The following is a 24,251-nucleotide window of genomic DNA, read 5'->3' as shown; positions in this document are numbered from 1 at the left end:
CGTCGCCCCCTCGAACTCCAGGACCCTCCCATGTTCCGTACCGCCCTGCGCAATGTCCTCGCGCACAAGGCGCGGCTGCTGATGACCGTCCTCGCCGTGATGCTCGGCGTGGCCTTCGTCTCCGGCACCCTCGTCTTCACCGACACCCTGTCCCAGGCCTTCCGCAACCAGTCGGCCAAGAGCTACGACGACGTCGCGGTCGCCGTCGAGATGTACCCGAACCCCGAGGAGGCCCGGAAGACCCCCGGCCTCTCCCAGCAGGTCGTCGACAAGGTCGCGCGGCTCGACGGGGTCGCCTCCGTCTCCCCGCGCGTCGACGGCTTCGCCGGTGTGCCGGACAAGGACGGCAAGCTGATCGGCGCCGGCTGGGCCAACAAGGGCGCCAACTTCTCCCCCGGCAAGGACGGCAAGGACCGCGCGTACACCTTCGTCACGGGCAGCGGCCCGACGCGGGACACGCAGATCGCGCTCGACAAGGACACCGCCGACAAGGGTGGTTACCAGGTCGGCGACACCGTCCGCGTCGCCACCAACGGCCCGGTGAAGGAGTACGAGCTCGCCGGTGTCTTCACCACCGAGGACGGCGCCGTCAACGCGGGTGGCAGCCTCGTCCTGTTCGACGCTCCCGTCGCGCAGAAGCTCTACCTGAAGCCCGGCTACTTCCAGAACCTGACCGTCACCGCCGCCCCCGGCGCCGACGCCGGCAAGCTCCTCGACGAGGTCCTGACCGTCGTCCCGAAGGCCGCCACCGCGCAGACCGGCACGGCCCTCGCCGACCAGCAGGCCGAGGACATCGAGGCCGGCATGGGCGCGCTCAACCAGATCCTCCTGGGCTTCGCCGGCATCGCGCTCTTCGTCGGGATCTTCCTGATCTCCAACACCTTCACCATGCTGGTCGCCCAGCGCACCAAGGAACTGGCCCTGATGCGCGCGGTCGGTGCCTCGCGCCGGCAGATCACCCGCTCCGTCCTCGCCGAGGCCGGTCTGGTGGGGCTCGTCGCCTCCGCCGTCGGCTACGTCCTCGGCATCGGCCTCGCGGTCGGACTCCGCTCGGCCATGAGCGCCTTCGAGCTGAAGGTCCCGGACGGTGACCTGGTCCTCGGCGCCACCCCGGCCCTGGCCGCGTTCGGCGTCGGCGTCCTGATCACGATGCTCGCCGCCTGGCTGCCCGGCCGCCGCGCCGCGAAGATCCCGCCGGTCGCCGCGATGAGCAGCGTCCACGCCACCGCGAGCACCAAGTCGCTGGTCGTCCGGAACTCCATCGGTGCCGCGCTCACCGCGATCGGTGTCGTCCTGATCGTGCTCGGCGCCGGCCAGGGCGGCGACGACGGCCGCATGCTCATCGCGGGCGGCGCCTTCCTCACCCTCATCGGTGTGATCGTCCTGATCCCGTTCCTGTCCCGGCCCGTGATCGCCGTGATCCGCCCGCTCTTCGTGAACGTCTTCGGCGTCTCCGGCAAGCTCGCCGGCCTGAACGCGGTCCGCAACCCGCGCCGCACCGGCGCCACCGCCTCCGCCCTGGCCATCGGCCTGACCCTCGTCACCGGTCTCTCGGTCCTCGGCGCCACGGTCGGTACGGCCCTGGACAAGGCGACGACCGACCAGATCAAGGCCGACTACATGGTCACCATGGCCAGCGGCAACAGCCTCAGCAAGGAGGCGCTCACCGCCCTGGAGAAGGCCCCCGGCGTCACGGCGGTCTCCCCGCAGCAGGCGGGCGCCCTGGAGATCAAGGGCGACTACGTCTCGGCCTCCGGCGTCACCCCCGGCGACATCGAGAAGGTCCTCAAGCTCGACGTCGTCAACGGCTCGATGGCCTCGCTCGCCGAGGGCAAGATCGCCGTCGACGAGAAGACCGCCACGAAGCGCGGCCTGAAGGTCGGCGACACCGTCCCCGTCGAGTACCTCGACAAGCAGAAGGGCCGGCTGACCGTCGGCGCCGTCTACGAGGCCGGAGACTTCGTCTCGCCGGTCCTCATGGACCGCAAGCTGATCGACGCGCACGAGGAGCAGTCGGAGATCCGCCAGATCTTCGTCTCGACGGACGGCGGCGCGAGCGCGGCCCACGAGCGCGCCCTGTCGAAGGCCATGGGTGACAACCCGGCGATCACCGTCATGGACCACAAGGAGATCCGTGACTCCTTCGGCGGCCCGATCAACATCATGCTGAACATCATGTACGGCCTGCTCGGCATGGCCCTGATCATCGCCGTCCTCGGTGTCGTCAACACCCTCGCGATGTCGGTCTTCGAGCGCCAGCAGGAGATCGGCATGCTGCGGGCGATCGGCCTCGACCGGCGCCGGGTGAAGCGGATGGTCCGTCTGGAAGCCGTCGTCATCTCGGTGTTCGGCGCGGTCGTCGGCATCGGCCTCGGCTCGTTCCTCGGCTGGGCCATCGGCGAGACCTTCAAGAGCAGCCTGCCGGGCTACGCCCTGGTCCTGCCCTGGGACCGGATCGGGCTCTTCCTGGTCCTGGCCGCCCTGGTCGGCGTCCTCGCCTCCCTGTGGCCGGCCCGGAGCGCGGCGAAGCTGAACATGCTCTCCGCGATCAAGGCCGAGTAGTCCCCGTACGACAGGAAGGGCCGGTCTCCCGCACGGGAGGCCGGCCCTTCGCGTGCGTCCGTCAGACCTTCTCGTTCCAGACGCGCGGCCGCAGCGCCGTGCCGCTCGCCCCCGACACCGGGGTCTTCACCGCGAGGAACTGGTTCACGCCGATCCGGTTGCGTTCGAAGGAGACCGCCGAGGCCGCCATGTAGAGCCGCCAGATCCGGGCCCGGCCGGCCGAGGTGAGCCGCACCGCACGGTCCCAGTCGCCCTCCAGGTTGGCCACCCAGCGGCGCAGCGTGAGCGCGTAGTGCTCGCGGATCGCCTCCACGTCCCGGACCTCGAAGCCGGCGTCCTCCAAGGTCGTCAGGGTGCGGCCCATGGGGGCGAGTTCGCCGTCGGGGAAGACGTACGCGTCGATGAACGCGTCGACCTCGTAGGCCTCCTCGTCGGGTTCGGGGCGCCGGGAGATCTGGTGGTTCAGGAGCCGCCCGCCGGGCTTGAGGAGGGCGTACAGGTCGTCGGCGTACTCCCGGTACTTCGCGGCGCCGACGTGCTCGGCCATGCCGATCGAGGAGATCGCGTCGTACGGGCCGTCGGTGACGTCCCGGTAGTCCTGGACGCGGATCTCGACGAGGTCGGTGAGGCCCTCGTCGGCGATCCTCTTGCGGGCGTAGGCGGCCTGTTCGCGGGAGAGGGTGATGCCGACGACCTTGGCGCCGTACTCGCGGGCCGCGTGGATGGCCATGGAGCCCCAGCCGCAGCCCACGTCGAGGAGCCGGTCGCCCTCCTGGAGGTTCAGCTTGCGGGCGATGAGGTCCAGCTTGTCGCGCTGGGCGTCCTCGAGGGTGCCGTCCTCGGTCCAGTAGGCGCACGAGTAGACCATCGAGGGGCCGAGCACCAGCTCGTAGAAGTCGTTGCCCACGTCGTAGTGGTGACTGATCGCCTGCTTGTCGCGGCGCTTGCTGTGCCGGCTGCCGCTGCGGCCGCGCATCTCCTCGGCCGGGGGCTGCGGCGGCGGCAGGGGCCCGGCGAGCCGCAGCAGGGAGCGGGCGGCGGCGCGGAGCTTGGGGTCGCGTACGGAGTCGAGGAGGCCCCTGGTCTCCTCGCCGCGCTCCCACAGGAGGCCCGAGAGGCGGTCCAGGAGCGTGTAGAGGTCGCCCTCGACGTCGATCTCGCCGGCCACCCAGGCGCGGGCCAGGCCCAGTTCGCCGGGCTTCCAGATCATCCTCCGCAGGGCCCGGCGGTCGCGGACGATCAGGACGGGGCCGCCGGCGGGCCCGGCTTCACTGCCGTCCCAGGCTCGCAGACGGACCGGGAGCGGTCCTCCGAGGAGTTCCTCGGCGAGAGTCGTCAGCCGCGACGCGGCGTCGGCCATGGTGCACACCTCCGTGATCTCGTGCCCCAGAAATGCTCGTCACCAAGGGAACACCGTCCGTAGGCGTTTGCAGTCCCGGCCCGCGCAACAAGTCGGCAAAACACGCGAAGGGCCGTCCGCACCACGGATGGCGGACGGCCCTTTTACGGCCTTGCGTGTACTGCTGGTACTGCTCGGTACTGCGGGTGGTGCTTAGGAGGCCTTGGCCTTCTCCTGCGCCGGGGCGGCCGGCGCCGGGGCGGGCTTGGCCGCCTCGTAGAACTCCTCGCGCGGCGTCTCCATGGCGCCGAGCGACACGACCTCGCGCTTGAGGAACATGCCGAGGGTCCAGTCGGCGAAGACGCGGATCTTGCGGTTGAAGGTCGGCATCGCCATGCCGTGGTAGCCACGGTGCATGTACCAGGCGAGACGGCCCTTGAGCTTGATCTTCACCTTGCCCATGACGATCATCGCGACGCCCTTGTGCAGACCGAGTCCGGCCACCGCGCCCTTGTTGGCGTGGCTGTACTCCTTCTGCGGGAAGCCGCGCATGCCGGCCACCACGTTGTCGCCGAGGACCTTGGCCTGGCGCAGGGCGTGCTGGGCGTTCGGCGGGCACCAGGCGCGCTCGCGCGGGACGCCGGCCTTGATCGCGGCCATGTCCGGGACCTGGGCGTTGTCGCCCGCGGCCCAGACGTAGTCCATGCCGTTGACCTGGAGCTTCTCGTTGCAGTCCACGTGGCCGCGGGGGCCGAGCGGCAGACCGAAGCGGGCGAGCGCCGGGTTCGGCTTCACACCGGCGGTCCAGACGATCGTGTTGGAGTCGACCTCGAGGCCGTTCTTCAGCACGACGTGACCGTCGACGCAGGAGTCCATGGAGGTCTCGAGGTAGATCTCGATCCCGCGGGACTCCAGGTGCTCCTTGCCGTACTGGCCGAGCTTCGGGCCGACCTCGGGAAGGATCTTGTCCGCGGCGTCGACCAGGATGAAGCGCATGTCCTCGCGCGACACGTTCTGGTAGTACTTCGCGGCGTCGCGGGCCATGTCCTCGACCTCGCCGATCGTCTCGGCGCCGGCGAAGCCGCCGCCGACGAAGACGAAGGTCAGCGCCTTGCGGCGGACCTCCTCGTCGGTGGTCGAGTCGGCCTTGTCGAGCTGCTCGAGGACGTGGTTGCGCAGGCCGATGGCCTCCTCGATGCCCTTCATGCCGATGCCCTGCTCGGCGAGGCCGGGGATCGGGAAGGTGCGCGAGACCGCGCCCATCGAGATGACCAGGTAGTCGAACGGCAGCTCGTACGCCTCGCCGACGAGCGGCGCGATCGTGGCGACCTTGCGGTCCTGGTCGATGGTGGTGACCCGGCCGGTGAGCACCTCGGCTCCGCGGACGACGCGTCGCAGCGGGACGACGACGTGACGCGGCGAGATGCTGCCGGCGGCGGCTTCGGGGAGGAAGGGCTGGTAGGTCATGTACGACCGCGGGTCGACGACCGTGACGGTCGCTTCCGCGTAGCGCATCTTCTTGAGGATGCGCCGAGCTGCGTACAGGCCTACGTACCCGCCGCCTACTACGAGGATCCTGGGACGCTCCGTGGTGCTCATGGGATCGAGTATCCACCCCTCCCCAGGGGGGTGCTCGTGCGCCCCTTCACAAGCTCTGTGGACACCTCTGCTACACTCCGCCGCCCACGTGATCCACGTCATGGTGCTGCAAAGGAACCGGGGTGCACTGGTGAACGTTGTTCACCCCCCGTGAACTGGCCTGGAGAGCGGCCGTTAACGCTGAACCGGACTCCCGCTTCACACGATGGAAACATCGAGCGAATCGGCCTCCGCACCTGCGAAAGGGCCCCGAGACACCCCTCGGAGGGCCTAATGACCTTCCTCGGGCGCCATCAGGGCCCTTTTCCTTGTGAAGAACTTCACGAACCTTTTCCGACGGGCTGTCGCCGGAGGGCTCGATAGCCGCCCGCTATGCCACGGATAGGGCGATCCCATCGAGAATGTCGTGCTCGCTGACGACGACCTCGCGGGCCCCGACGCGCTCCACGATCTCCCGCAGGACGAGGGCGCCGGCGATGATCACGTCGACCCGGCCGGGGTGGATGACGGGGATCGCGGCCCGCTCGTCGTGGGTGGAGGCGAGGAGCCGCTCGGTCACCTCGGCGACCTGCTCGGCGGAGATCCGGGAGTGGTGGACCTTCTCGGAGTCGTACTCCGGGAGCCCGAGGGCGATCGCGGCGACCGTGGTGACCGAGCCGGCGAGCCCGACGAGGGTCTCGGCCGCGTCGATCGGGACGGTCTCGGCGGCCAGGTCGAGCGCGGTACGGACGTCGGCGCGGATCGCGGCGACCTCCTCGGCGGTCGGCGGGTCGTGGCGGACGTGCCGCTCGGTGAGCCGGACGCAGCCGATGTCGACGGAGCGGGCTGCCTCGACGTGCTTGTTGCCGACCACGAACTCGGTGGAGCCTCCGCCGATGTCGACGACCAGGCGCCGGTCGTCCCCGTGCAGCTCGCCGGTGGCGCCGGTGAAGGAGAACTCGGCCTCCTGGTCGCCGGTGATGACCTCGGGCTCGACGCCCAGGATCTCCACGACGCCGTTCACGAAGTCCTGCCGGTTCTCGGCGTCGCGGGAGGCGGAGGTGGCGACGAAGCGGACCTTCTCGGCACCCAGCTCCTTGATGACCTCGGCGTACGCGCGGCAGGCCGCGAAGGTCCGCTCCAGGGCCTCGGGGGCGAGCCGGCCGGTCTTGTCGACGCCCTGGCCGAGCCGGACGATCGTCATCCGCCGGTCCAGCTCGATCAGGTCGCCCGTCTCCGGGTGGATGTCGGCGACGAGGAGGCGGATGGAGTTCGTACCGCAGTCGATTCCGGCGACCCGGGTCACTTCGCGTCCTCTTCCTTCTCCCCGCACGGGTTCACGCACGGGCCCTTCGCCCACCACTCCGGCAGCATCGCGAGCGCCTCGTCGCCGAAGGGGTTCACGCCCGGGCCCGCGGCCAGCGAGTGGCCGACGAGGACGTGCAGGCACTTGACCCGGTCCGGCATGCCGCCGGCGCTCGGGAAGCCCTCCAGGACCTCGATGGCGTCACGGCGGGCGATGTAGTCCTCGTGCGCGGCCCGGTAGGCGGCGGCGAGCTCCGGGTCGGTGGCGAGCCGGGCCTGCATCTCCTTCATGACCCCGTTGGCCTCGAGGGTGCCGATGGCCGAGGCCGCCCGGGGGCAGGTCAGGTAGTACGTGGTCGGGAACGGCGTGCCGTCGGGGAGCCGGGGCGCGGTCTCGACGACGTCCGGGTTGCCGCACGGGCAGCGGTGCGCGATGGCGCGCAGGCCGCGGGGCGGCCGGCCGAGCTGGAGCTCGAAGGCGGCGATGTCCTGCTCGGTGGGCTCGGTGCGTTCGGTCTGCGGAGGGGGCGTTTCCATGTCTGCCTTGTTCGTGTCGCGGAGGGGTCAGGGACGGTCGGCGTGGTCGACGCCGTCCCAGAGGTTGTCGTACCAGGGGCGGTCGGCCGCCCCCTGGTCGGCGCGGGGCCGTTGCTCCGCGTCGGGATCGTTCACGGTGAAGCCGGTCTCGCCGGGGAGCACGTAGTGCAGGTGCTCGCGGGCCAGGCGGCGGACGTAGGCCGGGTCCTGGAGGCGGGCCTTCTCGTCCTTCAGTTCCTCGACCCGCCGGGCGGCCTCGGCGGCCCGGCGCTCCTGCTCGGCGATCTCGCCCTGCTGGGAGACGTAGCTCCGCATCGGGTAGGCGAGCGCCACGACGAGGGAGCAGACCACGAGGGCGAGGAAGGCCGCGCGGCCGGTGAGCCGGGAGCGGCGGGCCTGGCGGCGGGTCTGGGAGCGGTAGACACGGGCGGCGGTCTGCTCGCCGAGCAGCCTGATCCGGGTCGCGGTCGAGAACCGGTCCCGGTCCTTCGCGGCCATGTCGTGTCGCCTCCCCTGTTCACGCGGACGTCCCCGCACACGGTACGGGACCGAGTGCGGGGACGTACGGAGGCTGCTTCAGGGAGTAGCTCAGCCCTTGAAGCGCGGGAAGGCGCTGCGGCCGGCGTAGACCGCGGCGTCGTCGAGGATCTCCTCGATGCGCAGGAGCTGGTTGTACTTGGCGACGCGCTCGGAGCGGGCCGGGGCGCCGGTCTTGATCTGGCCGCAGTTGGTGGCGACGGCGAGGTCGGCGATGGTGACGTCCTCGGTCTCGCCGGAGCGGTGCGACATCATGCACTTGAAGCCGTTGCGCTGGGCGAGCTCGACGGCGTCCAGGGTCTCGGTCAGCGAACCGATCTGGTTGACCTTGACCAGGAGGGCGTTGGCGGTGCCCTCCTCAATGCCGCGGGCGAGGCGCTCCGGGTTGGTGACGAACAGGTCGTCGCCGACGAGCTGGACCTTGGCGCCGAGCTTGTCGGTGATGACCTTCCAGCCGGCCCAGTCGTCCTCGAACAGCGGGTCCTCGATGGAGACCAGCGGGTACGCGGAGACGAGCTCCTCGTAGTACTCGGTCATCTCGGCGGCCGAGCGGGACTTGCCCTCGAACTCGTACTTGCCGTCCTTGTAGAACTCGGACGCGGCGACGTCGAGCGCCAGCGCGATGTCCTTGCCCGGGACGTAGCCGGCCTGCTTGATGGCCTCCAGGATGAGGTCGAGCGCCTCGCGGTTGGAGTCCAGGTTCGGGGCGAAGCCGCCCTCGTCGCCGAGGCCGGTGGAGAGGCCCTTGGTCTTCAGGACGGACTTGAGGGTGTGGTAGACCTCGGTGCCCCAGCGGAGGGCCTCGGAGAAGGACTCCGCGCCGATCGGGGCGATCATGAACTCCTGGATGTCGACGTTGGAGTCGGCGTGCGACCCACCGTTGAGGATGTTCATCATCGGAACGGGCAGCAGGTGCGCGTTCGGGCCGCCCAGGTAGCGGAAGAGGGGCAGGTCGCTGGCCTCGGAGGCGGCGTGCGCGACGGCGAGGGAGACGCCGAGGATGGCGTTGGCGCCGAGCGAGCCCTTGTTCTCCGTGGCGTCCAGGTCGAACATGGCCTGGTCGATGAGGCGCTGCTCGGTGGCGTCGTAGCCGACGAGCTCCGGGCCGATCTGCTCGATGACGGCGAGGACGGCCTTCTCGACACCCTTGCCCTGGTAGCGGTTCGGGTCACCGTCGCGAAGCTCGATGGCCTCGAACGCACCGGTGGAGGCGCCGGACGGAACAGCAGCACGACCGGTGCTGCCGTCGTCGAGGCCGACCTCGACCTCGACCGTGGGGTTGCCTCGGGAGTCCAGGATTTCCCGGGCTACGACGACGTCGATGGACGGCACGAGCATCTCCTTCTGGGATGTGACGCTGGATGTGACGCAAGGTCGTGCAGGGTCGCGTGGCCTTGCGACAAGAGCCTAACCGGCTCGGGGGCTCCGGCCCGCCGTGCGCCCGCCCCCTGGGACGAAAAAGGACCCAAGGGCACGCATCACGGGACGAAGGACCCCAGATCTACTGGACGGTAACCCTCGGGGCGGTCGGTTTCTCCGTGGAAGCGGTCGGGTTCGCCGTAAAGCGGTCGGCTTCGCCGTAGAAAGGGGAAACCCCGGTCCGGCGCGCACGGGGGAAGGGCACGCCGGACCGGGGTGGTCACCGCGGGAGGGTCGTCGGGGCCGCGTGAGCCGCCGGACTCACGCGAGCCGCCGGGCTCACTTCAGGTGGAGCTGCTGGCCCGGGTAGATCAGGTCGGCGTTCTCGACGACGTCCTTGTTCAGCTCGAAGAGCTTGGCCCAGCCGCCCTTGACGCCGTGCGCCTGGGCGATCTTGCTGAGGGTGTCGCCGGCGACGACCTTGTACTCGCCGTCACCCTTCTTGACCTTCTTGCCGGTCGGGGTGGTGACGGTCTTCTTAGCGGCGGCCTTCGGGGCCTGGCGCTGCTCGCTGCGGGTGGTCGGCTCCTCGGCGCGACGCTCCTGCTGCTTCGGGGCGGCCGGCTGGGGCGCGCTCTGCTGCGGGGCGGTCTCGGCGGCGCCGCCGTCATAGGAGGCGCTGGAGAGGCCGACGCCGCAGCTCGGCCAGGCACCCTTGCCCTGGCCCGCGAGGACCTTCTCGGCGATGGTGATCTGCTGGGCCTTCGAGGCCAGGTCGGCGCGCGGGGCGTAGGCGGTGCCACCGAAGGCGGCCCAGGTGGAGTTGGTGAACTGCAGGCCGCCGTAGAAGCCGTTGCCGGTGTTGATGGACCAGTTGCCGCCGGACTCGCACTGGGCGACGGTGTCCCACTCGGCGGTGGTGGCGGCCGAGGCGGTGCCCGCGGTCAGCAGCGGGGCGGCGACGGCGACACCGGTGACGCCGACGAGCGCGGCGACCTGGGTGGCCTTGGAGGGACGGCGGTGTTTGCCCTTGGCGGAAAACAGCATGGGAATTCTCCTCACCGACGCCTGTGAGGTGAGCTGTCGGGTTCGGGCCGGAAAGTTGCCCGGCCGCGTGTCCTTGCACGCGGCTTCACCCCAAGCCGATCGTCGGCCGTCTGTCTCAACGGCCGGGACCGGCACTTACCTTGGGTCCCCCACTCCTGCCTTCGGCGCTTGCGCGACGACTGTTCCCATCGGCCGACGGCAGGATTCGGCGTTTCGGTCGACGGGGCCCGCGGTGGCGAGCGGTCACGACCGTAGACACAGACCCACCGGAAGTTCAAAGAGGCTCATTGCGGAAAAATCGCCCCTACTTGCCCTCCGGTGGGCGGTGTTTGCGCAGGTGAGAGGTGACGGAAGCAAAGTTTGCGGACGTGACACGCCAGTTGGGACGAAGAGACCCATGTCTCACTTGCCCAGAACCGGACATAAGCCCGCGAACTAGCCTGCCGTCGCCGTCGAACCGGCCGTCAGGTCAAGGCTCTGACCAGGCAGGATGAGGTCCGGATCGACGCCCACCGTCCCCTTGTTGGCGTCATAGAGGGCGGTCCAGCCTCCGGGGAGTTCGTTCTCCTCCGCAATGCCGGACAGGCTGTCACCCGGCTGGACGGTGTACTCGCCCGAAGTGCCCTGACTGTCCGTTGCGCCCGAATTCTTCGCTTCGTCAGTCACCGGCGTGGCGTCGACCTTTTCCGTGGACTTGCCCGCACCCGAGGCGTGCCGACCGGTTTCGACCGAGTCGTCCGTTGTGCCGGATTCCTCCGGGGCCGCCTCGCCCCGGTGCTTGCCGGTGCCGGGTGTGGCCGACGGCGTGTCACCCTTCGGCGTCTCGGGCGAATCCGGCGTACCGGGCGTAACGGACGCGTCGGGCGTGACCGGGGTCGCGGGAGTGGCGGGCGCGGCCGGAGTGGCGGAGCTCGCCGGAGCGCTCGGCGTGGCGGGCGTCGCGGGAGTGGCGGGGGTCGCGGACGCGGCGGACCGCCCCGCCGCGGACCCTTCGTTCCCCGTGGTGCGGTTGGACTCGGGGAGCGGGCCCGCGGGGGTGGTCGGGACGGCGGCCGGGCCGGGGTTCACACCAGTGGCCTTGCCGTCGTTCTTCAGGCCGGCGATCGGAGCGCAGGTGGCCCACTCGTCGCTGCCCTTGGCGAGCGCCTTCTCGGCCACCGCGATCTGCTGGGCACGGCTGGCCAGGTCGGGGCTGGGCGCGTACGTCAGGCCGCCGTTCCGCTCCCAGCTGTCCTGGGTGAACTGGAGGCCGCCGTACATGCCGTTGCCGAAGTTGGCGCTCCACTGGCCACCGGACTCGCACTCGGCGACCCGGTCCCAGGTGGCGGCGTCGGCGGCGGACGCGGATCCGGTGGCGAGCAGCGGCAGCGCCATGGCGGATCCGGTCACGCCCGCGGCGACGACGATGGCGGGGGCCTGACGGGGGCGACGGTGTCGTCCGTTCCCGGAACGCATAGGAACGCCTTTCGCGTGACGGCTGAGACTGCCGGGAAACGTAGCGGCATTCGAACGCCCGTCACAAGTCGATCGCCCCCCGATCACGTAAAGATCACATTCCTGATGGTCCGTCAGTAGCCAAGAGTGGTACGGAAGGGGAGAACTGCACCGGAAGCGTGCGCAATCCACGCATGATGAGCCCACCCCGCCACCGGAGTTCGGACGGATCCGCGGCAAGTCGCAGATCCGGCAGCCGAGTCAGCAGGGTCGCGAGCGCGGTCTGCCCTTCGAGGCGGGCGAGCGGGGCGCCGAGGCAGTAGTGGATGCCGTGCCCGTATCCGAGGTGCTGGTTGTCGCGGCGGGCGAGGTCGAGCGTGTCCGGCCCGTCGAACCGCTCCGGGTCCCGGTCCGCCGCGGCGAGCACCACGAGCACCGGGTCGCCCGCCGGGATCGCCTGCCCACCGATGGTCAGCTCCCGCGTCGCGTACCGCCAGGTCGCCATCTCCACGGGCCCGTCGTACCGCAGCAGCTCCTCGACGCCGGTCTCCAGGAGCCCGGTCTCCCCGGCGGCGAGCGAGTCCTGGAGCCGCGCGCGCTGCTCGGGGTGCCGGAGAAGCGCGTAAAGTCCGTTTCCGACCAGATTGACGGTCGTCTCGAAGCCGGCGAAGAGAAGGATGAACGCCATCGCGGCGGCCTCGTTCTCGGTGAGGTGCTCGCCGTGGTCGGAGGCCTTGATGAGCCCCGAGATCAGGTCGTCCGCCCCTTCTTGCCGCAGGCCTTCGCGCTTGCGGTGGATCAGCTCGGCGAGATAGCCGCGCATCTTCTTCACCGACCGGGCGACCCCGCCGCGCGGCCCTCCACCGTGCCGGATCATCATCCCGGCCCAGTCCCGGAAGTCGTCCTGGTCCTCCTGCGGCACCCCGAGGAGATCGCAGATCGCGTAGATGGGGAGCGGGAAGGCGAACTCGTGGATGAGGTCGGCGCTCCCCCGCTCCACGAAGGAGTCGATGAGCCGGTCCGTCAGCTCCTGCACGCGCGGCGCGAACTCGGCGACCCGGCGCGGGGTGAAGGCCTTCGAGACGAGCCGACGAAGCCGGGTGTGGTCCGGCGGGTCGATGTTGAGCAGATGCGTCATCAGCTCGGCCTTGCGCTCGCCCGGGATGCCCGTCTTCCCCTTCGCGTGCGGCGACTCGTCGTGGTGCGCGGGGTTCTTGGAGAGCCGCTGGTCGGCGAGGGCCTGCCGGGCGTCCGCGTACCGGGTCACGAGCCAGGCCTCGACCCCGCTGGGCAGCGTCGTCCGGTGCACGGGCGCGTGCTCCCGCAGCCAGGCGTAGGCGGGATACGGATCGCTCGCGAACTCCCAGGTGAAGAGCGTGGGGGCGGGGGCGGGGCCGGGGGTCGTACTCACGGCACGACCGTACAGGGCGGGCCCGGGAGCCACGTCCGGGCGGAACGGGAGTCACGTACGGGCGGCGCCATGAAGCCACGTCCGGGCGGAACGGGAGTCACGTACGAGCGGCGCCATGAAGCCACGTCGGGGCGGAACGGGAGTCACGTACGAGCGGCGCCACGAGGCACGTTCGTGGAGAACCTGTGATCAAGCGGTACAGGCTGTGCCTTAGATTCTTGTCAGTGGATCCTCAACTGCTCAGAAGTACGTTCGCGATCGTCGAGAGACGGGCCGACCAGGCCGTCACCTTCTTCTACTCGCACCTCTTCTGGCACAACCCCGGCGTGCGCGAGCTCTTCCCCGAGGACATGGTCCCCCAGCGGGACCGGCTCTTCGCCGCGCTCACCCATGTGGTGACCCACCTGGAGGACCCCGGCCTCGCGACGTACCTGGGGCAGCTGGGCCGCGACCACCGCAAGTTCCTCGCCTCCCCCGCGCTGTACGCCGCCGTCGGGCAGAGCCTGCTCGCCGCGTTCGCGCACGCCGCCGGCGCCGCCTGGACCATCGAGGCGGAGAAGGCGTGGACCGAGGCGTACGGCCTCGTCGCCGACCTGATGCTCGCGGGCGCCGACACCGCGGCCGGGGCCGGGGAGCCCGCCTGGTGGGACGCGGACGTCGTCCGGCACGAGCGGTACGGCGACGACCTGGCCGTCCTCACCCTCCGCCCCCGGCAGCCGCTGCCGTTCCGCCCCGGCCAGTACGTCAGCGTCAGCACGCTGCGGGTCCCGCGCGTCTGGCGCACCTACTCCCTCGCCGACGCGCCCCGCCCCGACGGCACCGTGGAGCTGCACGTCAGCCGGGTCGCGGGGGGCGCCATGAGCACGGCGCTCGTCGAGGAGACGGGCCCGGGCGAGGTGCTGCGGCTCAGCGCCCCCGGCGGCGCGCTGACCGCGCGGACGCCGCCGGGCGGACTCCGCACCTATATATGCGGCGGTACGGGCTGGGCCCCGGTGCGGGCGCTGCTCGCGGAGGCCGCCGGGACCGAGCCGGAGCTCGAAGGCCGGCTGTTCGTGGTGGCCCGCGCCAAGGAGTACCTGTACGGGCGCGAGGACGCCGAGCTCCTGAGGGCGCGCCTCCCCCGGCTCAGCGTCACCTACATCACGGCCGCGCCCCGGCAGCGCAGGGACCAGGCGACCGAGCGGCTGCTCCAGGCCCTGCGGGCCTGCGTCCACTGGTCGGCGCACGACGTCTACCTCGCCGGGCCGCCGGCCTTCGTCACGGAGGTCCGCGAGGTCCTGGAGGAGCTGGGCACCGACCCGGCGCGGATCCACCACGACACGCTGCCGTCCGTGGGCCGCTTCGCCACCCGCCCGAGCTCCGCCGCCGAACGCCTCCTGGGCCCGCCGGCCCCGCTCTGGCACAACCCGGAGGCCCGGGCGCCGCGGGAGGGGTAAGTCGTAGGCCATGCGGCACAGCACACGCGTGTCCGGTCCGGTCGGGCCGTCGGCACGGGCCACGCTCGGGCCATGACACCCACTCGGATGCGCGCGGCCGTGCTCCCCGCGCTCGCGGCCGCGGTCCTCGCGGTCTCCGGCGCCGGCCAGGCCCAGGCCCAGGCCGATCCCCGGACGCAGACCCGGCCCGTCACGGCGGCCGCCGTCCCGCCCGCGGACCACAACTGCATCAGTCCCGACGGGACCAACCTCAACACCTTCCTCGGCATCAGCGAGCGGATCATCGGCCCGCCGGCCTGCCGAGAGGCGTTCGTCGGCGAACGCTGGGTCCGGAGCATGCCGTCCTGGGGGACGGCACCCGACGGCGACCGCGCCCACTACCCGCGGGGCTACACGCCGACGCTCTTCGACCCGATGGACGACTTCGTCTCGAAGTTCCAGGGGATCCGGGTCGTCAGCGACCTCGGCACGGCCCGCGAGCAGAGCCGGACCTTCGGCCCCGAGGCCCTCCGCCGGATCGCCCCCTTCGACGGGAACCCGTTCGCCTTCCTCGCCTCCGATCCGCTCCCCTCGCTCACCGCCGGGGAACACACGTCGACGGTCTACATGCGGCTGAGCGCGCGGCACTGCGACGGCCTCGGCCCCCGCCCGGCCGTGAACTGCCTGCCGGCGGGCGAGTTCGTGTACACGGGTCCGACGACGATCAGGTTCTTCCTCCCGCCCGCGTGAGGCCGGGAGCCGGGCATCACGCGTGACGCGGTGGGCCGGTCGTACCGCGTCACGCGGTGGGCCGGGGCGTCAGCCCCGGTCCGCGTCCCCGTCCCCGCCCCGGGCGCGCCACACGGCGAACCGCACCAGCGACACGGCGCTCGCCATCGCGATCAGCGCGGCGCCGATCCGCAGCCACGCCGGGGATCCGCCGCTCGCCGCCTCCCACCCGGAGAAGAGGAGCAGGAGGGCCGTCACGCCCGGCGCGTCGGCGGCGCCCGGCCTCCGCCGGCCCGGTGCCCGGCTCACAGCCCCTCCGCCGCGCGGATCGCGTCCCGGTACGTGCGGGCCGCCGCGCGCAGGGCCGCCTCCGGGTCCACGCCCGAGGCCTCCGCGCGGGACGCGAGGGCGAGGAGCTCGTAGCCGATGCCCTCGCCGGCCGGGAGCTTCACGTCGAGGGCGGCCGCCCGGGCCCGGCCCGCGAGCTTCGCGGCGAGCGCGAGGCCCGGCTGGCCGAGCGGCACCCCGTCGGTGACGGACTCCCGCTGCTTCTCGATCGCCTTGGTGCGCAGCCAGTGCGCGTGGACGTCCTCGGGGGTCTCGGCGGTCGCGTCCCCGAAGACGTGCGGGTGCCGGTGGATCAGCTTCTCGACGAGCGTCCCGGCGACGTCGTCCACGGAGAACGGCTCCTCCGTGTCCTCCTCGGCGATCCGCGCGTGGAAGACGACCTGGAGCAGGACGTCCCCGAGCTCCTCGCGCAGCTCCTGCCGGTCGCCCTCCTCGATCGCCTCGACGAGTTCGTACGCCTCCTCGATGGCGTACTTGGCGAGCCCCTGGTGGGTCTGGCGCGAGGTCCAGGGGCACTCGCGGCGGATGCGGTCCATGATCTGCACGAGGTCGAGGAGGCGGGCGCCGGGCAGGTCGTACGAGCCGGGCAGCAGCTCCAGGTCGGGCATGGAGACGCGGCCGGAGCCGGCGAGCCGGGCGAGGCCGTCGGTCAGCGCCCTGTCCCCCTCGCCGGAGGGCAGCAGCAGGACCGTGCGGCCTCCGGCGCAGGCCTCGACGAGCTCCTCGGCGGTGGGCCGGGCCTGCTCGACGGCGACGCCGGCCTCCCGCAGGTAGGGCAGCTGGGGGTGGTCCTCGTCGGGGCAGAGCACCCGGTCGGCAGCGCCCAGCGCCTGCCAGGCGGGCCAGGACAGCAGTCCGGGGGCCACGCGGTGGCTGGCGGTGAGCAGAACGATGCGGCCGGGGCTCTCAGAAGTCACCCCTCGAACCTACCTGGACTCAGGCACCGGACGGGACGGCCGCCGGGTCCTGGCTGATCTGGCGGAGCCAGGGCGCGGTGGTGTCGGCGAGCCGGACCTGGGTGTCGTCCCAGCGGCCGTAGCGCGGGTTCACGTCGACGGCGAGGTCCTTGGAGGCGGCGGAGAAGACCTCCGTCAGCTTCTTCTGGCCCGCGGCGTCGTCGGTGGCGCCCAGCTTGGTCGCGATCTTGTTCATGAGGACGTTGCGGCGGACGAAGGCGTCGATCTGGTCGGGCGCCACGCCCTGCTCCTGGAGGAGGACGGCCTTGAGCTGGTCCTCGCCGCCGGCCTGCTGGACGAAGGAGGCCCGGGTCTGCTGCAGTTCGGCACGGCTGGCGGTGACGCCCTGGTCCCGGGCGACCTTGTCGACGACCCGGTCGAAGATCATGACGTTGAGTTTGCGGCGGCCGAGGTCGCCGGTGGCCGCGACCAGCTGGGCGGACTGCGGCGAGGCCGCCTGCGCGGCCCGCACGTCCTCGACCTGGGCCTGGACGCTGGAGACCGGGATCCGTTCGCCGCCGACGACGGCCGCCGCTCCTGGGTGGGCGTCACTGCCGCAGGCGGTGAGCAGCGGGGCCGCGGCGAGCAGGGCGGCGGACACGGTGAGCGCAGTGCGGCGGTGCAAAGGAGCCTCCCGGGCTGGTCGTGCGTCAGTTGAACGACCTTGCGGTGATCGATGGTAGGGAGTCGCCGGGGCCGGAGCCACTACTTCGGAGCGACTGTTTCCCACAACGACTCACCTGTCACCCGGGTGTCGGCCGCCTCCGAACCTCCGCTCGTCTCCTTGAACAGGTAGTGCGGCCGCCGCTTCACCTCGTAGTAGATGCGTCCGACGTACTCGCCGATCAGTCCGGCCATCACCATCTGGACGCCGGCGAGGGCGGTGACGGCGACGAGGAGGGTGACGTAGCCGGGGGTGTCGACGCCGTTGACGAGGGCGTCGCCGACGATCCAGGCCGCGTAGCCGAGGGCGACGACGGTGAGGAGGAGGCCGAGGTGGACGGCGGCCCGCAGCGGCTTGTTGTTGAAGGAGAGGAGCCCGTCGAGGCCGTAGTTGAGGAGCTTGCCGAAGCTCCACTTGGAGCGGCCCTGCTCGCGGACGGCGTTCTCGTAGGAGAAGGTCGTGGTGCGGAAGCCGACCCAGGAGAAGAGGCCCTTGGAGAAGCGGTTGTACTCGCCGAGGCCGATGACGGCGTCGACGGTGCGCCGCGACAGGAGCCGGAAGTCGCCGACGCCGTCAACGAGCTCGACGTCGACGAGCCGGTTGATCGCCCAGTAGTAGAGGCGGGCGGTGAGGGTACGGGTGACCCGGTCGCCCTCGCGGGTGCGGCGGGCGACGACCTGGTCGTACCCCTCGGCGTACAGGGCGACCATGCGGTGCACGAGCTCCGGCGGGTGCTGGAGGTCGGCGTCCATGATGACGACGGCGTCGCCGGCGGCGTGCCGGAGCCCGGCGAGCATCGCGGCCTCCTTGCCGAAGTTGCGGCTGAAGGAGAGGTAGCGGACCCGGTCCGGGTCACGTCCGGCGAGCTCCCGGAGGAGCGGGAGGGTCCCGTCCCGGCTTCCGTCGTCCACGTAGACGAGCTCGAACTCTCCGGCGAGACGGGAGAGTTCGGCGGTCACACGGTCGTGGAAGCGGGCGAGGACGTCCTCCTCGTTGAAGCACGGGACGACGATCGAGAGCAGCACGCGGACCACGACAACGGAGCCCGGTGTCCCGGCCGGTCCGGGTGGATGGCGAGCAGGCGACCATCGCGTGAACTGGCCCGCCGGACCCGTCGTTTCCCGCGCCTTCGCTGTCATATTCGATCCGTCATGCCGAAAACCAAGCACTCCTGCCTGCTCGCCGCCGTGCTGGCCGCCGTCGCCGTCTGCGGCGGGGACGCGGTCGCCCGGGTCTTCCCCTTCGGGCCGCGCCGCCGGGCCGTCAACGACCTCGCCAACCAGTTCGTGCCGTTCCACGCGCACCTGTGGGACCTGCTGCGGGGCCGGGCGGACGGCGGGCTGCTGCTCGACTGGGGGGCCGGCTGGGGCACGAGCTTCCTGCCCGACTACGGCACCTATCTGTCGAGCCCCTTCGCCCCGCTGGTCGCGCTCTTCCCGCGCGGCGACATCGAGTACGCGGTGTACGGCATCACCGTCCTGAAGACGGCGCTCGCGGCGGCCGCGATGACCTTCCTGCTGCGGCGCCTCGGCCCGGCGGGCGTCTGGTGGTGGGCGTCGGTCCTGGGCGCCTCGTACTCACTCTGCGGCTGGTCGCTCGCGGAGGGCACGTACAACCCGATGTGGCTGGACGGCCTGATCGCCTTCCCGCTGCTCTGCCTGGTGGGCGAGTGGGTGCGGGAGGGCCGGCGGCCGCTCCTGGGCCCGCTGGTCGTGGCGGTCTGCTGGCTCGCGAACTTCTACACCGCGTACATGGCGACCCTGGGCGCCGCCCTGGTGCTCCTGGTCCGCCTGGCGCTCACCGACTCCTTCCGGTGGCGGACGCTGCTCAGGGCGGCGGGAACGACGGCCCTCGGGATCGGCCTCGCGGCCCCCGTCCTCGTCCCGGTCTTCCTCGGCTCCCGGCACGCCTACCCGGGCGTGGTCCGGGACTTCGCCCCGGCGGCCGGCCCGGACGTGCTCGCCCGGCTGCTCCCGGTGACGTACAGCTTCGCGACCCCGGCGGCCTTCGTCTGCACGGCGGTGCCGCTGCTCGCGGGGGCGCTGCTCTTCCGCCGGGACGCGCCGGGCCGGGAGCGGTGGCTGTGGGGCGGCCTGTGCGCGGCGGTCGCGCTGTCGATGCAGTGGACCCCGACGCACCTGCTCTGGCACGTCTTCGCCACCCCGAACGGCAGTCCGTACCGCCAGACCTTCGTCCTGTCCGGCGTCCTCGTGCTCGCCGCCTGGACGGGTCTCGCACACGGCCTCCCGGACCGCAGGTCGCTCCTCGGCGGGGCGGCGGTCGTGCTGGCCCTCACCGCCGGGGCCCTGCCGAGCGACCTCCTCACCCCGTGGGCGCTGCTGCTCGCGGGCGCCGGCCTCGCGGCGGTGGCGGGCGCGCTCCTGCTCCCCCGCCGGGGCCGGTACGGGCTCCTCGCCGCGCTCCTCGTCACCGGCACCCTGCTCGGGCAGGCGGCGGCGACGACGGCGTACGCGGACCGGGAGCGGCTCGCCCGGCTCGACGACTACCCGCCGTGGGGCGCGGAGCACGAGCGGCGGGCGGCGGCGCTCGCGGCGGCCGACGGCTGGCCCGCGTACCGCACGGACTCCGGGCTTCCCCGGGTCGCGGGCAACGATCCGCTGCTCCTGGGCGGCCAGGGCGCCGCGTACTACAGCAGCCACACCCCGAAGGTCCTGACCGAGACGCTGGCCGCGCTGGGCGGCGGCTGGACCTCGCGCGGCCGGAACCTGCTGAGCCTGGACAACCCGGTGACGGACGCGCTGTTCGGGGTGGGGGCGCGCTGGCGGGACGGCGAGGTCGTCCGTACGGACGCGTACCTGCCGCTGGTGACGGTACGGCCCCCGGGCCCGCCCCCGGTCTACGGCCCGTCGCCCTTCCGCAACCAGGAACTCCTCCTCGGCGCCCGGGTGTACGAGGCTCCGCACGCGGGCGCGTGCCCGGTCGGTACGGAGGTCTTCCTCTGGTCCCCGGACGCGACGGGCACGGCCCGACTCGGCGGGAACGCCCCGGTCCACCTCCTCGGCGGCGCCCCCAAGCGGCGCGCGGCCCTGACCTCGCTGGGCGTCCAGCGGGTCCCCGGCCTGAAGCCGGTCCTTCCCGGGGCGGGCGAGCTGGGCTGCCTCGACCACACCCGCCTGGACGCGGCGGTGAAGACCCTCCACGCGCGCGCGGCGACCTCGATCGAGGTCACGGCCTCCGGCGTACGGGCCGCCCTCCCGCAGGGCACCACGGGCACGGCGGTCGTGGCGACCCCGCACATCGCGGGCTGGCACTGCGAGGGCGCCGCCCCCGTCCCGTACGGCGGCCTCCTCGCCGTCCCGGCCCGGGACGGCGCACTCTCGTGCGCGTTCCGGCCGCCGGGCCTGCGGGCGGGCCTGGCGGCGGGGACGGCGGCGCTGCTGCTCCTGGGGCTGGTCCTGCTGCGTGTCAGGAGCGGGCGATCGCCTCGCTGACCGCGGCGCCCGTGGGCGGGACGACGAGCGCCGCCTCCCGGAGGAGTTCCGGGAGGTGGTTCCGCTGGTCCTCGTGGAAGAGGAGGGCGGCGCCGCCCACGGGAAGGACGACGGCCCCGAGCGCGTCGGCGAGGCGGGCGAGCACGTCGAGCACGGCGCCGCGCGAGAGGTGCATCGCCGTCAGGGACGTCGGTCCGTCGGCGCCTCCGCCGCGTACGAAGAGCTCCGCCGTCCCTCCGTCCGCCGCGCGCAGGAGGACCTCGCCGAGCTCCGGCGCCCCCGCCACCACGTACGGCTCGACCTCCCGGCGGAACCGCTCGACGTCAAGGTCCGCGGGCTCGCCGTCCACGAACCGCAGGAGGAACGTCTCCGCGCTCACGGCCCCTCGATCCCGAAGAACTCCTCGCATCCCTTCAGGCCGTCCACGGTCACCGGCGGGTGGTCCCGGGCGGCCCAGTCCTCCCGGGAGAGGCGGAAGCGGAGGGATTCGACGACCTCGCCGTGGAGGACGTCGCGGGTGATGCCGTCGGGGCGGTAGCCGAGCTTGCGGGAGACGGTCGCCGAGGAGTGGTTGTCGGTGAAGGACAGCGACGTCGCCGAGACCGTCCCGAGCTCCGCGAACGCCAGGTGCAGCACGGCGACCCGCATCTCGGTGCCGAGGCCCCTGCCCTGGTGATCGAGGCCGAGCCACGAGCCGGAGACGATCTCGCGCCGGACGCCGAAGTCCACGGCCCGCACGTCCTGGATGCCGATGGGGCGCCCCTCGTGGAAGGCGACGAGGTTCAGCGCCCAGTCCCGCGGGGTCCACCGCCCGAGGCGGCTCCAGTGCAGCTGGATCACGTGCCGGGCCCGCTCGGCGGGCGGCAGGTCGGTCCACGGCGTCAGGAACGGCCGGGCGCCCGGGGCGTGCACGCCGCGCGCGGCGACGTCGGCCACCTCGGCGAGCTCCTCCTCGGAGGGGAGCCTCAGCTCCAGGCGGGGGGAACGGACACGGAGGGCCGTGAGCGGCCAGTGGTCGGTGAGCACGGGGGCGAGTCTGCACAGCCGACGCGCCCGGCCGCACCTCGTTTACGGGGCGGTCCGCAGCTCCCAGCGGACCTCGCCGTCCTGCCGTTCCTCCGTCGGCGCGAGGCCCGCCGCGCGGGCCACGGCCGCCGAGGCCGTGTGGTCGGGGTGGACGTGGGCGACGACGGTACGGACGCCCCGGTCGACGAGCAGTCCGACGAGCGCCCCGGCCGCCTCGCGGGCGATGCCCCGCCCCTGCCACTCCGTCCCGGTCACCCACGCGACCTCGGCGGTCCGGCCGCCCCCGGTGACGGTCGCCTGCACGGTCCCGGCGAGTCGGTCCTCGGCGCGGAGCCGCACCACCCAGTTGCACCAGACGACGGCCGGGTCCGGCGATCCGGCGACCAGCCGCTCGTACCGGGCCCGCAGCTCGGGCCCGGTCGGCGGGGCGCCGCCGATGAAGGTGTGCAGGGCGGGGTCGGCGAGGACCCCGGCCATCTCGCCGGCGTGCGCGACGGCGAGCGGGACGAGGTCGAGCCGTCCCGTCCGTACGGTCGTCACGAGGTCTGTCCGTGGTGTGTTCACGCGTCGAAGTCCCAGATCGCCTGTCCGTTGTCGTCGGCGCTCATTGTGGTCCCCCCGTCCTCTCGAAACCTGCCGGACGGCTCCGAGCCTAGGAACGCGACCGCCCGTCCCGCTGTGCCTCAGGCGCGGGCCTCCTTGACGCTCAGCGCACGGAACTCGGTGGGGCTGACTCCGTACGCCGCCCGGAAGGCGCGGCTGAAGACCGCCGGGCCGCTGAACCCCCACCGCGCGGCGACGGCCTGCACGGGACGGCCGAGGAGTTCGGGGCGGGCCAGGTCGGCACGGCACCGTTCGAGGCGGCGGCGCCGGATGCGGGCGTGCACGGTCTCCCCGTCGCCGTGCGCCTGGAACAGCTGGTGGAGGGTCCGTACGGAGACGTGGTGGGCGGCGGCGACGGCGGCCGGGGTGAGGTCGGGGTCGCCGAGATGGGTGTCGACGAAGGTGTGGATCCGCTGGAGCAGGGCCCGCGCCCGGGCCTCGGCGGGGAGCTGTTCCTCGACGTCGAGGTTCTGGGCGAGGCAGGCGGCGACGAGGTCGACGACGACGGAGCCGAGGCGTGGCAGGTCCTCGGGCGCGCACTGCCCCGCGTGGCCCTCCAGGGAGCCGAGGAAGGAGGCGAGGACCGCCCCGAGCCCGTGGCCGCCGGGGATGCGGCTGGCGAGCAGCCGGTCGATCCGCCGGGACCGCAGGGGCAGGCCGTCACGCGGGAGTTGGAGCATCAGCAGCTGCACGGGCCCCGCGTCGATGGGCATGGCCGCGTCGGAGGGCCGCGAGGTGTCCCAGAAGACCAGGTCGCCGGCGCCGACGCTGCAGTCGTTGCGGTGCTGGGACAGGACGGTGGCGCCCCGCCGCATCAGGCCCAGCTGGTACTGCTCCGGGTCGCCGCGCCGGATCAGCGCGGGCGTGCGGCGGGAGCGCAGGGGCGAGAAGGAGAACCGCGCGACGCGGACGGTCTTCAGGTCGAGGACGGCCGCCTCGGCCTGGAAGTCGGCGGGCCGGTCGACGCTGAGCGCGGTGGGCATCACCTCCCGCGTGACGAGGTCGGCGAACCAGTCGAATCGTTCCTGAGCGGGCAACTCCCCTGCCGAGACCACGGACCACATCGCACGCTCCCCCGTCGAGCCTTCTGTCGGCGGTCAGAATGCAGTGGCGCGAACGCGTTTGTCGCCGGGTTTTGCGCTCGGCGTGGCGCGCCGGGGAGGGTCCTCCGGCAGGCCGTCACGGGGTCCCGAGGAAGCCGGGGTCGACGCCGTCGAGCTGCAGGGCCGTCTCGCGTCCGAGGCCGAGGAGCTGCTCCAGGGGGACGACCGCGCGACTGGTCCCGGCCAGGTCCTGGTGGGCCTCGGCCGACCACAGGGGCGGATAGAGGCTGAGCCCCTCCCCGCCGGTCAGGCTCGGCACCTCGTCCCGCCAGCCGGGCCAGCGCAGCCCCTCGTAGAACTCCTCCGCACCCCCGGCGAGCACCCACGACAGCCAGGCCCCGTAGCCGGCGCCGATGGCGTCCCAGCGCAGCGAGTCGGGAGCGAAGTAGACCATCTCGCCGGGGCTGCCCGGGAGTCCGGTCTCCTCCTCCGTGCCGCCCTGGATCGCGAAGGCCCCGCCGAGCACGTCGTGCGCGACGACGAGCCCGGCGGCGGGCCGCCAGTCGGCGTCGGGCTCGGCGGGGTAGCCGTTGACCCGGGCGAGGCCGGGCAGCCGCCGGTCGTTGTGGGCGGCCGGGCTGCCGTACACCCGCAGCCAGCCGTCGTCGACGAGCACGCCGCCGGTGTGGAAGAGGAACGCCCCCAGGTACGAGCGGACGGTGACCTGCGTCTGGAGGAGGGTGGCCGCCGCCTGTCCGGGGTCGGGGTCGAGCACCTCGACGGGCACCTTCGCGGCCCGCAGTTCCTCTTCGAGCAGCGGCCACGCCGGCTCGTCGACCCGGGTCAGCTCGTTCAGTTCACGCAGTTCTCGCACCCGGGCATCGTCGCACGCGGCTCCCGTTGATC

At 72.3% G+C, this 24,251-nt stretch carries 22 protein-coding genes and 1 riboswitch; of the genes, 4 read left to right on the top strand and 18 right to left on the bottom strand.

The features are described 5' to 3' along the window. The first annotated feature begins 30 nt into the window (after window positions 1–30). Entirely contained in the window at window positions 31–2,562 is a 2,532-nt protein-coding gene (locus tag ACF07V_RS27550) for an ABC transporter permease (protein ID WP_392158087.1), read from the top strand. A 61-nt stretch (window positions 2,563–2,623) separates the two neighbouring features. Here ACF07V_RS27550 and ACF07V_RS27545 read toward each other — a convergent pair whose 3' ends face one another. The 9 genes from ACF07V_RS27545 to ACF07V_RS27505 form a co-directional block, all read right to left on the bottom strand. Next, complete coding sequence (locus ACF07V_RS27545; protein WP_392158086.1) at window positions 2,624–3,922, bottom strand: class I SAM-dependent methyltransferase; 1,299 nt, start codon at window positions 3,920–3,922, stop codon at window positions 2,624–2,626. 192 nt (window positions 3,923–4,114) lie between these two features. After that, entirely contained in the window at window positions 4,115–5,500 is a 1,386-nt protein-coding gene (locus ACF07V_RS27540) for an NAD(P)/FAD-dependent oxidoreductase (RefSeq protein ID WP_392158085.1), read from the bottom strand. Window positions 5,501–5,870: 370 nt separating this feature from the next. Beyond that, a complete protein-coding gene (locus tag ACF07V_RS27535) occupies window positions 5,871–6,785 on the bottom strand; it encodes an exopolyphosphatase (RefSeq protein ID WP_392158084.1) in 915 nt (304 codons plus the stop codon). Further along, window positions 6,782–7,321, bottom strand: a complete 540-nt coding sequence (locus tag ACF07V_RS27530; RefSeq protein ID WP_392158082.1) for a DUF501 domain-containing protein — start codon at window positions 7,319–7,321, stop codon at window positions 6,782–6,784. Before ACF07V_RS27530 ends, ACF07V_RS27535 begins: the two co-directional genes overlap by 4 nt. 27 nt (window positions 7,322–7,348) lie before the next feature. Then, the gene (locus tag ACF07V_RS27525; protein WP_189805618.1) at window positions 7,349–7,819 is read right to left on the bottom strand and encodes a septum formation initiator family protein; all 471 of its coding nucleotides are present in this window, start codon (window positions 7,817–7,819) and stop codon (window positions 7,349–7,351) included. Between the two features lie 90 nt (window positions 7,820–7,909). Further along, window positions 7,910–9,196 carry a phosphopyruvate hydratase gene (eno, locus tag ACF07V_RS27520; RefSeq protein WP_382870488.1) on the bottom strand — a complete coding sequence of 429 codons (1,287 nt, stop codon included), beginning with the start codon at window positions 9,194–9,196 and terminating at the stop codon, window positions 7,910–7,912. A 360-nt stretch (window positions 9,197–9,556) separates the two neighbouring features. Next, the gene (locus ACF07V_RS27515; protein ID WP_392158081.1) at window positions 9,557–10,264 is read right to left on the bottom strand and encodes a transglycosylase family protein; all 708 of its coding nucleotides are present in this window, start codon (window positions 10,262–10,264) and stop codon (window positions 9,557–9,559) included. 3 nt (window positions 10,265–10,267) lie between these two features. Continuing rightward, window positions 10,268–10,441, bottom strand: a riboswitch (cyclic di-AMP (ydaO/yuaA leader). A gap of 258 nt (window positions 10,442–10,699) precedes the next feature. Continuing rightward, the gene (locus ACF07V_RS27510; RefSeq protein WP_392158079.1) at window positions 10,700–11,719 is read right to left on the bottom strand and encodes a transglycosylase family protein; all 1,020 of its coding nucleotides are present in this window, start codon (window positions 11,717–11,719) and stop codon (window positions 10,700–10,702) included. Between the two features lie 94 nt (window positions 11,720–11,813). Next, window positions 11,814–13,109, bottom strand: a complete 1,296-nt coding sequence (locus tag ACF07V_RS27505; RefSeq protein WP_392158078.1) for a cytochrome P450 — start codon at window positions 13,107–13,109, stop codon at window positions 11,814–11,816. Between the two features lie 224 nt (window positions 13,110–13,333). Here ACF07V_RS27505 and ACF07V_RS27500 point away from each other — a divergent pair, with 224 nt between their 5' ends. Next, window positions 13,334–14,545: a globin domain-containing protein gene (locus ACF07V_RS27500; RefSeq protein WP_392158076.1), complete on the top strand. Its 1,212-nt coding sequence runs from the start codon at window positions 13,334–13,336 to the stop codon at window positions 14,543–14,545. Between the two features lie 72 nt (window positions 14,546–14,617). Then, on the top strand, window positions 14,618–15,274 hold the full coding sequence (locus tag ACF07V_RS27495; RefSeq protein ID WP_392158075.1) for a hypothetical protein: 657 nt from the start codon (window positions 14,618–14,620) through the stop codon (window positions 15,272–15,274). 69 nt (window positions 15,275–15,343) lie between these two features. Here ACF07V_RS27495 and ACF07V_RS27490 read toward each other — a convergent pair whose 3' ends face one another. The 4 genes from ACF07V_RS27490 to ACF07V_RS27475 all read right to left on the bottom strand — a co-directional run bounded on the left by ACF07V_RS27490 (window position 15,344) and on the right by ACF07V_RS27475 (window position 18,246). Then, window positions 15,344–15,562, bottom strand: a complete 219-nt coding sequence (locus ACF07V_RS27490) for a hypothetical protein (RefSeq protein WP_392158072.1) — start codon at window positions 15,560–15,562, stop codon at window positions 15,344–15,346. Next, on the bottom strand, window positions 15,559–16,518 hold the full coding sequence (locus ACF07V_RS27485; protein WP_392158071.1) for a nucleoside triphosphate pyrophosphohydrolase: 960 nt from the start codon (window positions 16,516–16,518) through the stop codon (window positions 15,559–15,561). Before ACF07V_RS27485 ends, ACF07V_RS27490 begins: the two co-directional genes overlap by 4 nt. A gap of 19 nt (window positions 16,519–16,537) precedes the next feature. Beyond that, window positions 16,538–17,182 carry a SurA N-terminal domain-containing protein gene (locus ACF07V_RS27480; protein ID WP_392158069.1) on the bottom strand — a complete coding sequence of 215 codons (645 nt, stop codon included), beginning with the start codon at window positions 17,180–17,182 and terminating at the stop codon, window positions 16,538–16,540. 80 nt (window positions 17,183–17,262) lie between these two features. After that, window positions 17,263–18,246, bottom strand: coding sequence for a glycosyltransferase family 2 protein (locus tag ACF07V_RS27475; RefSeq protein ID WP_392158067.1), 984 nt, complete (start codon window positions 18,244–18,246; stop codon window positions 17,263–17,265). A gap of 126 nt (window positions 18,247–18,372) precedes the next feature. On the opposite strand from ACF07V_RS27475, the gene ACF07V_RS27470 reads away from it, so the two are divergent. Next, window positions 18,373–20,673: a YfhO family protein gene (locus tag ACF07V_RS27470; protein WP_392158065.1), complete on the top strand. Its 2,301-nt coding sequence runs from the start codon at window positions 18,373–18,375 to the stop codon at window positions 20,671–20,673. Here ACF07V_RS27470 and ACF07V_RS27465 read toward each other — a convergent pair. The 5 genes from ACF07V_RS27465 to ACF07V_RS27445 form a co-directional block, all read right to left on the bottom strand. After that, window positions 20,648–21,052 carry a hypothetical protein gene (locus tag ACF07V_RS27465; protein ID WP_392158063.1) on the bottom strand — a complete coding sequence of 135 codons (405 nt, stop codon included), beginning with the start codon at window positions 21,050–21,052 and terminating at the stop codon, window positions 20,648–20,650. The genes ACF07V_RS27470 and ACF07V_RS27465 overlap by 26 nt on opposite strands. Continuing rightward, window positions 21,049–21,699: a GNAT family N-acetyltransferase gene (locus tag ACF07V_RS27460; protein ID WP_392158061.1), complete on the bottom strand. Its 651-nt coding sequence runs from the start codon at window positions 21,697–21,699 to the stop codon at window positions 21,049–21,051. The genes ACF07V_RS27465 and ACF07V_RS27460 overlap by 4 nt, the downstream gene beginning before the upstream one ends. A gap of 42 nt (window positions 21,700–21,741) precedes the next feature. Continuing rightward, on the bottom strand, window positions 21,742–22,239 hold the full coding sequence (locus tag ACF07V_RS27455; protein WP_392158060.1) for a GNAT family N-acetyltransferase: 498 nt from the start codon (window positions 22,237–22,239) through the stop codon (window positions 21,742–21,744). Between the two features lie 143 nt (window positions 22,240–22,382). Next, window positions 22,383–23,366, bottom strand: coding sequence for a helix-turn-helix domain-containing protein (locus ACF07V_RS27450; RefSeq protein ID WP_392158059.1), 984 nt, complete (start codon window positions 23,364–23,366; stop codon window positions 22,383–22,385). Between the two features lie 115 nt (window positions 23,367–23,481). After that, window positions 23,482–24,219: a DUF2625 domain-containing protein gene (locus ACF07V_RS27445; protein WP_392158057.1), complete on the bottom strand. Its 738-nt coding sequence runs from the start codon at window positions 24,217–24,219 to the stop codon at window positions 23,482–23,484. Window positions 24,220–24,251 lie beyond the last annotated feature (32 nt).

The organism is Streptomyces sp. NPDC015661, assembly GCF_043077765.1.
Classification (GTDB): domain Bacteria; phylum Actinomycetota; class Actinomycetes; order Streptomycetales; family Streptomycetaceae; genus Streptomyces.
Note: the sequence above shows the minus strand (reverse complement) of the source record. Positions and strands in the feature narration are given on the sequence as shown.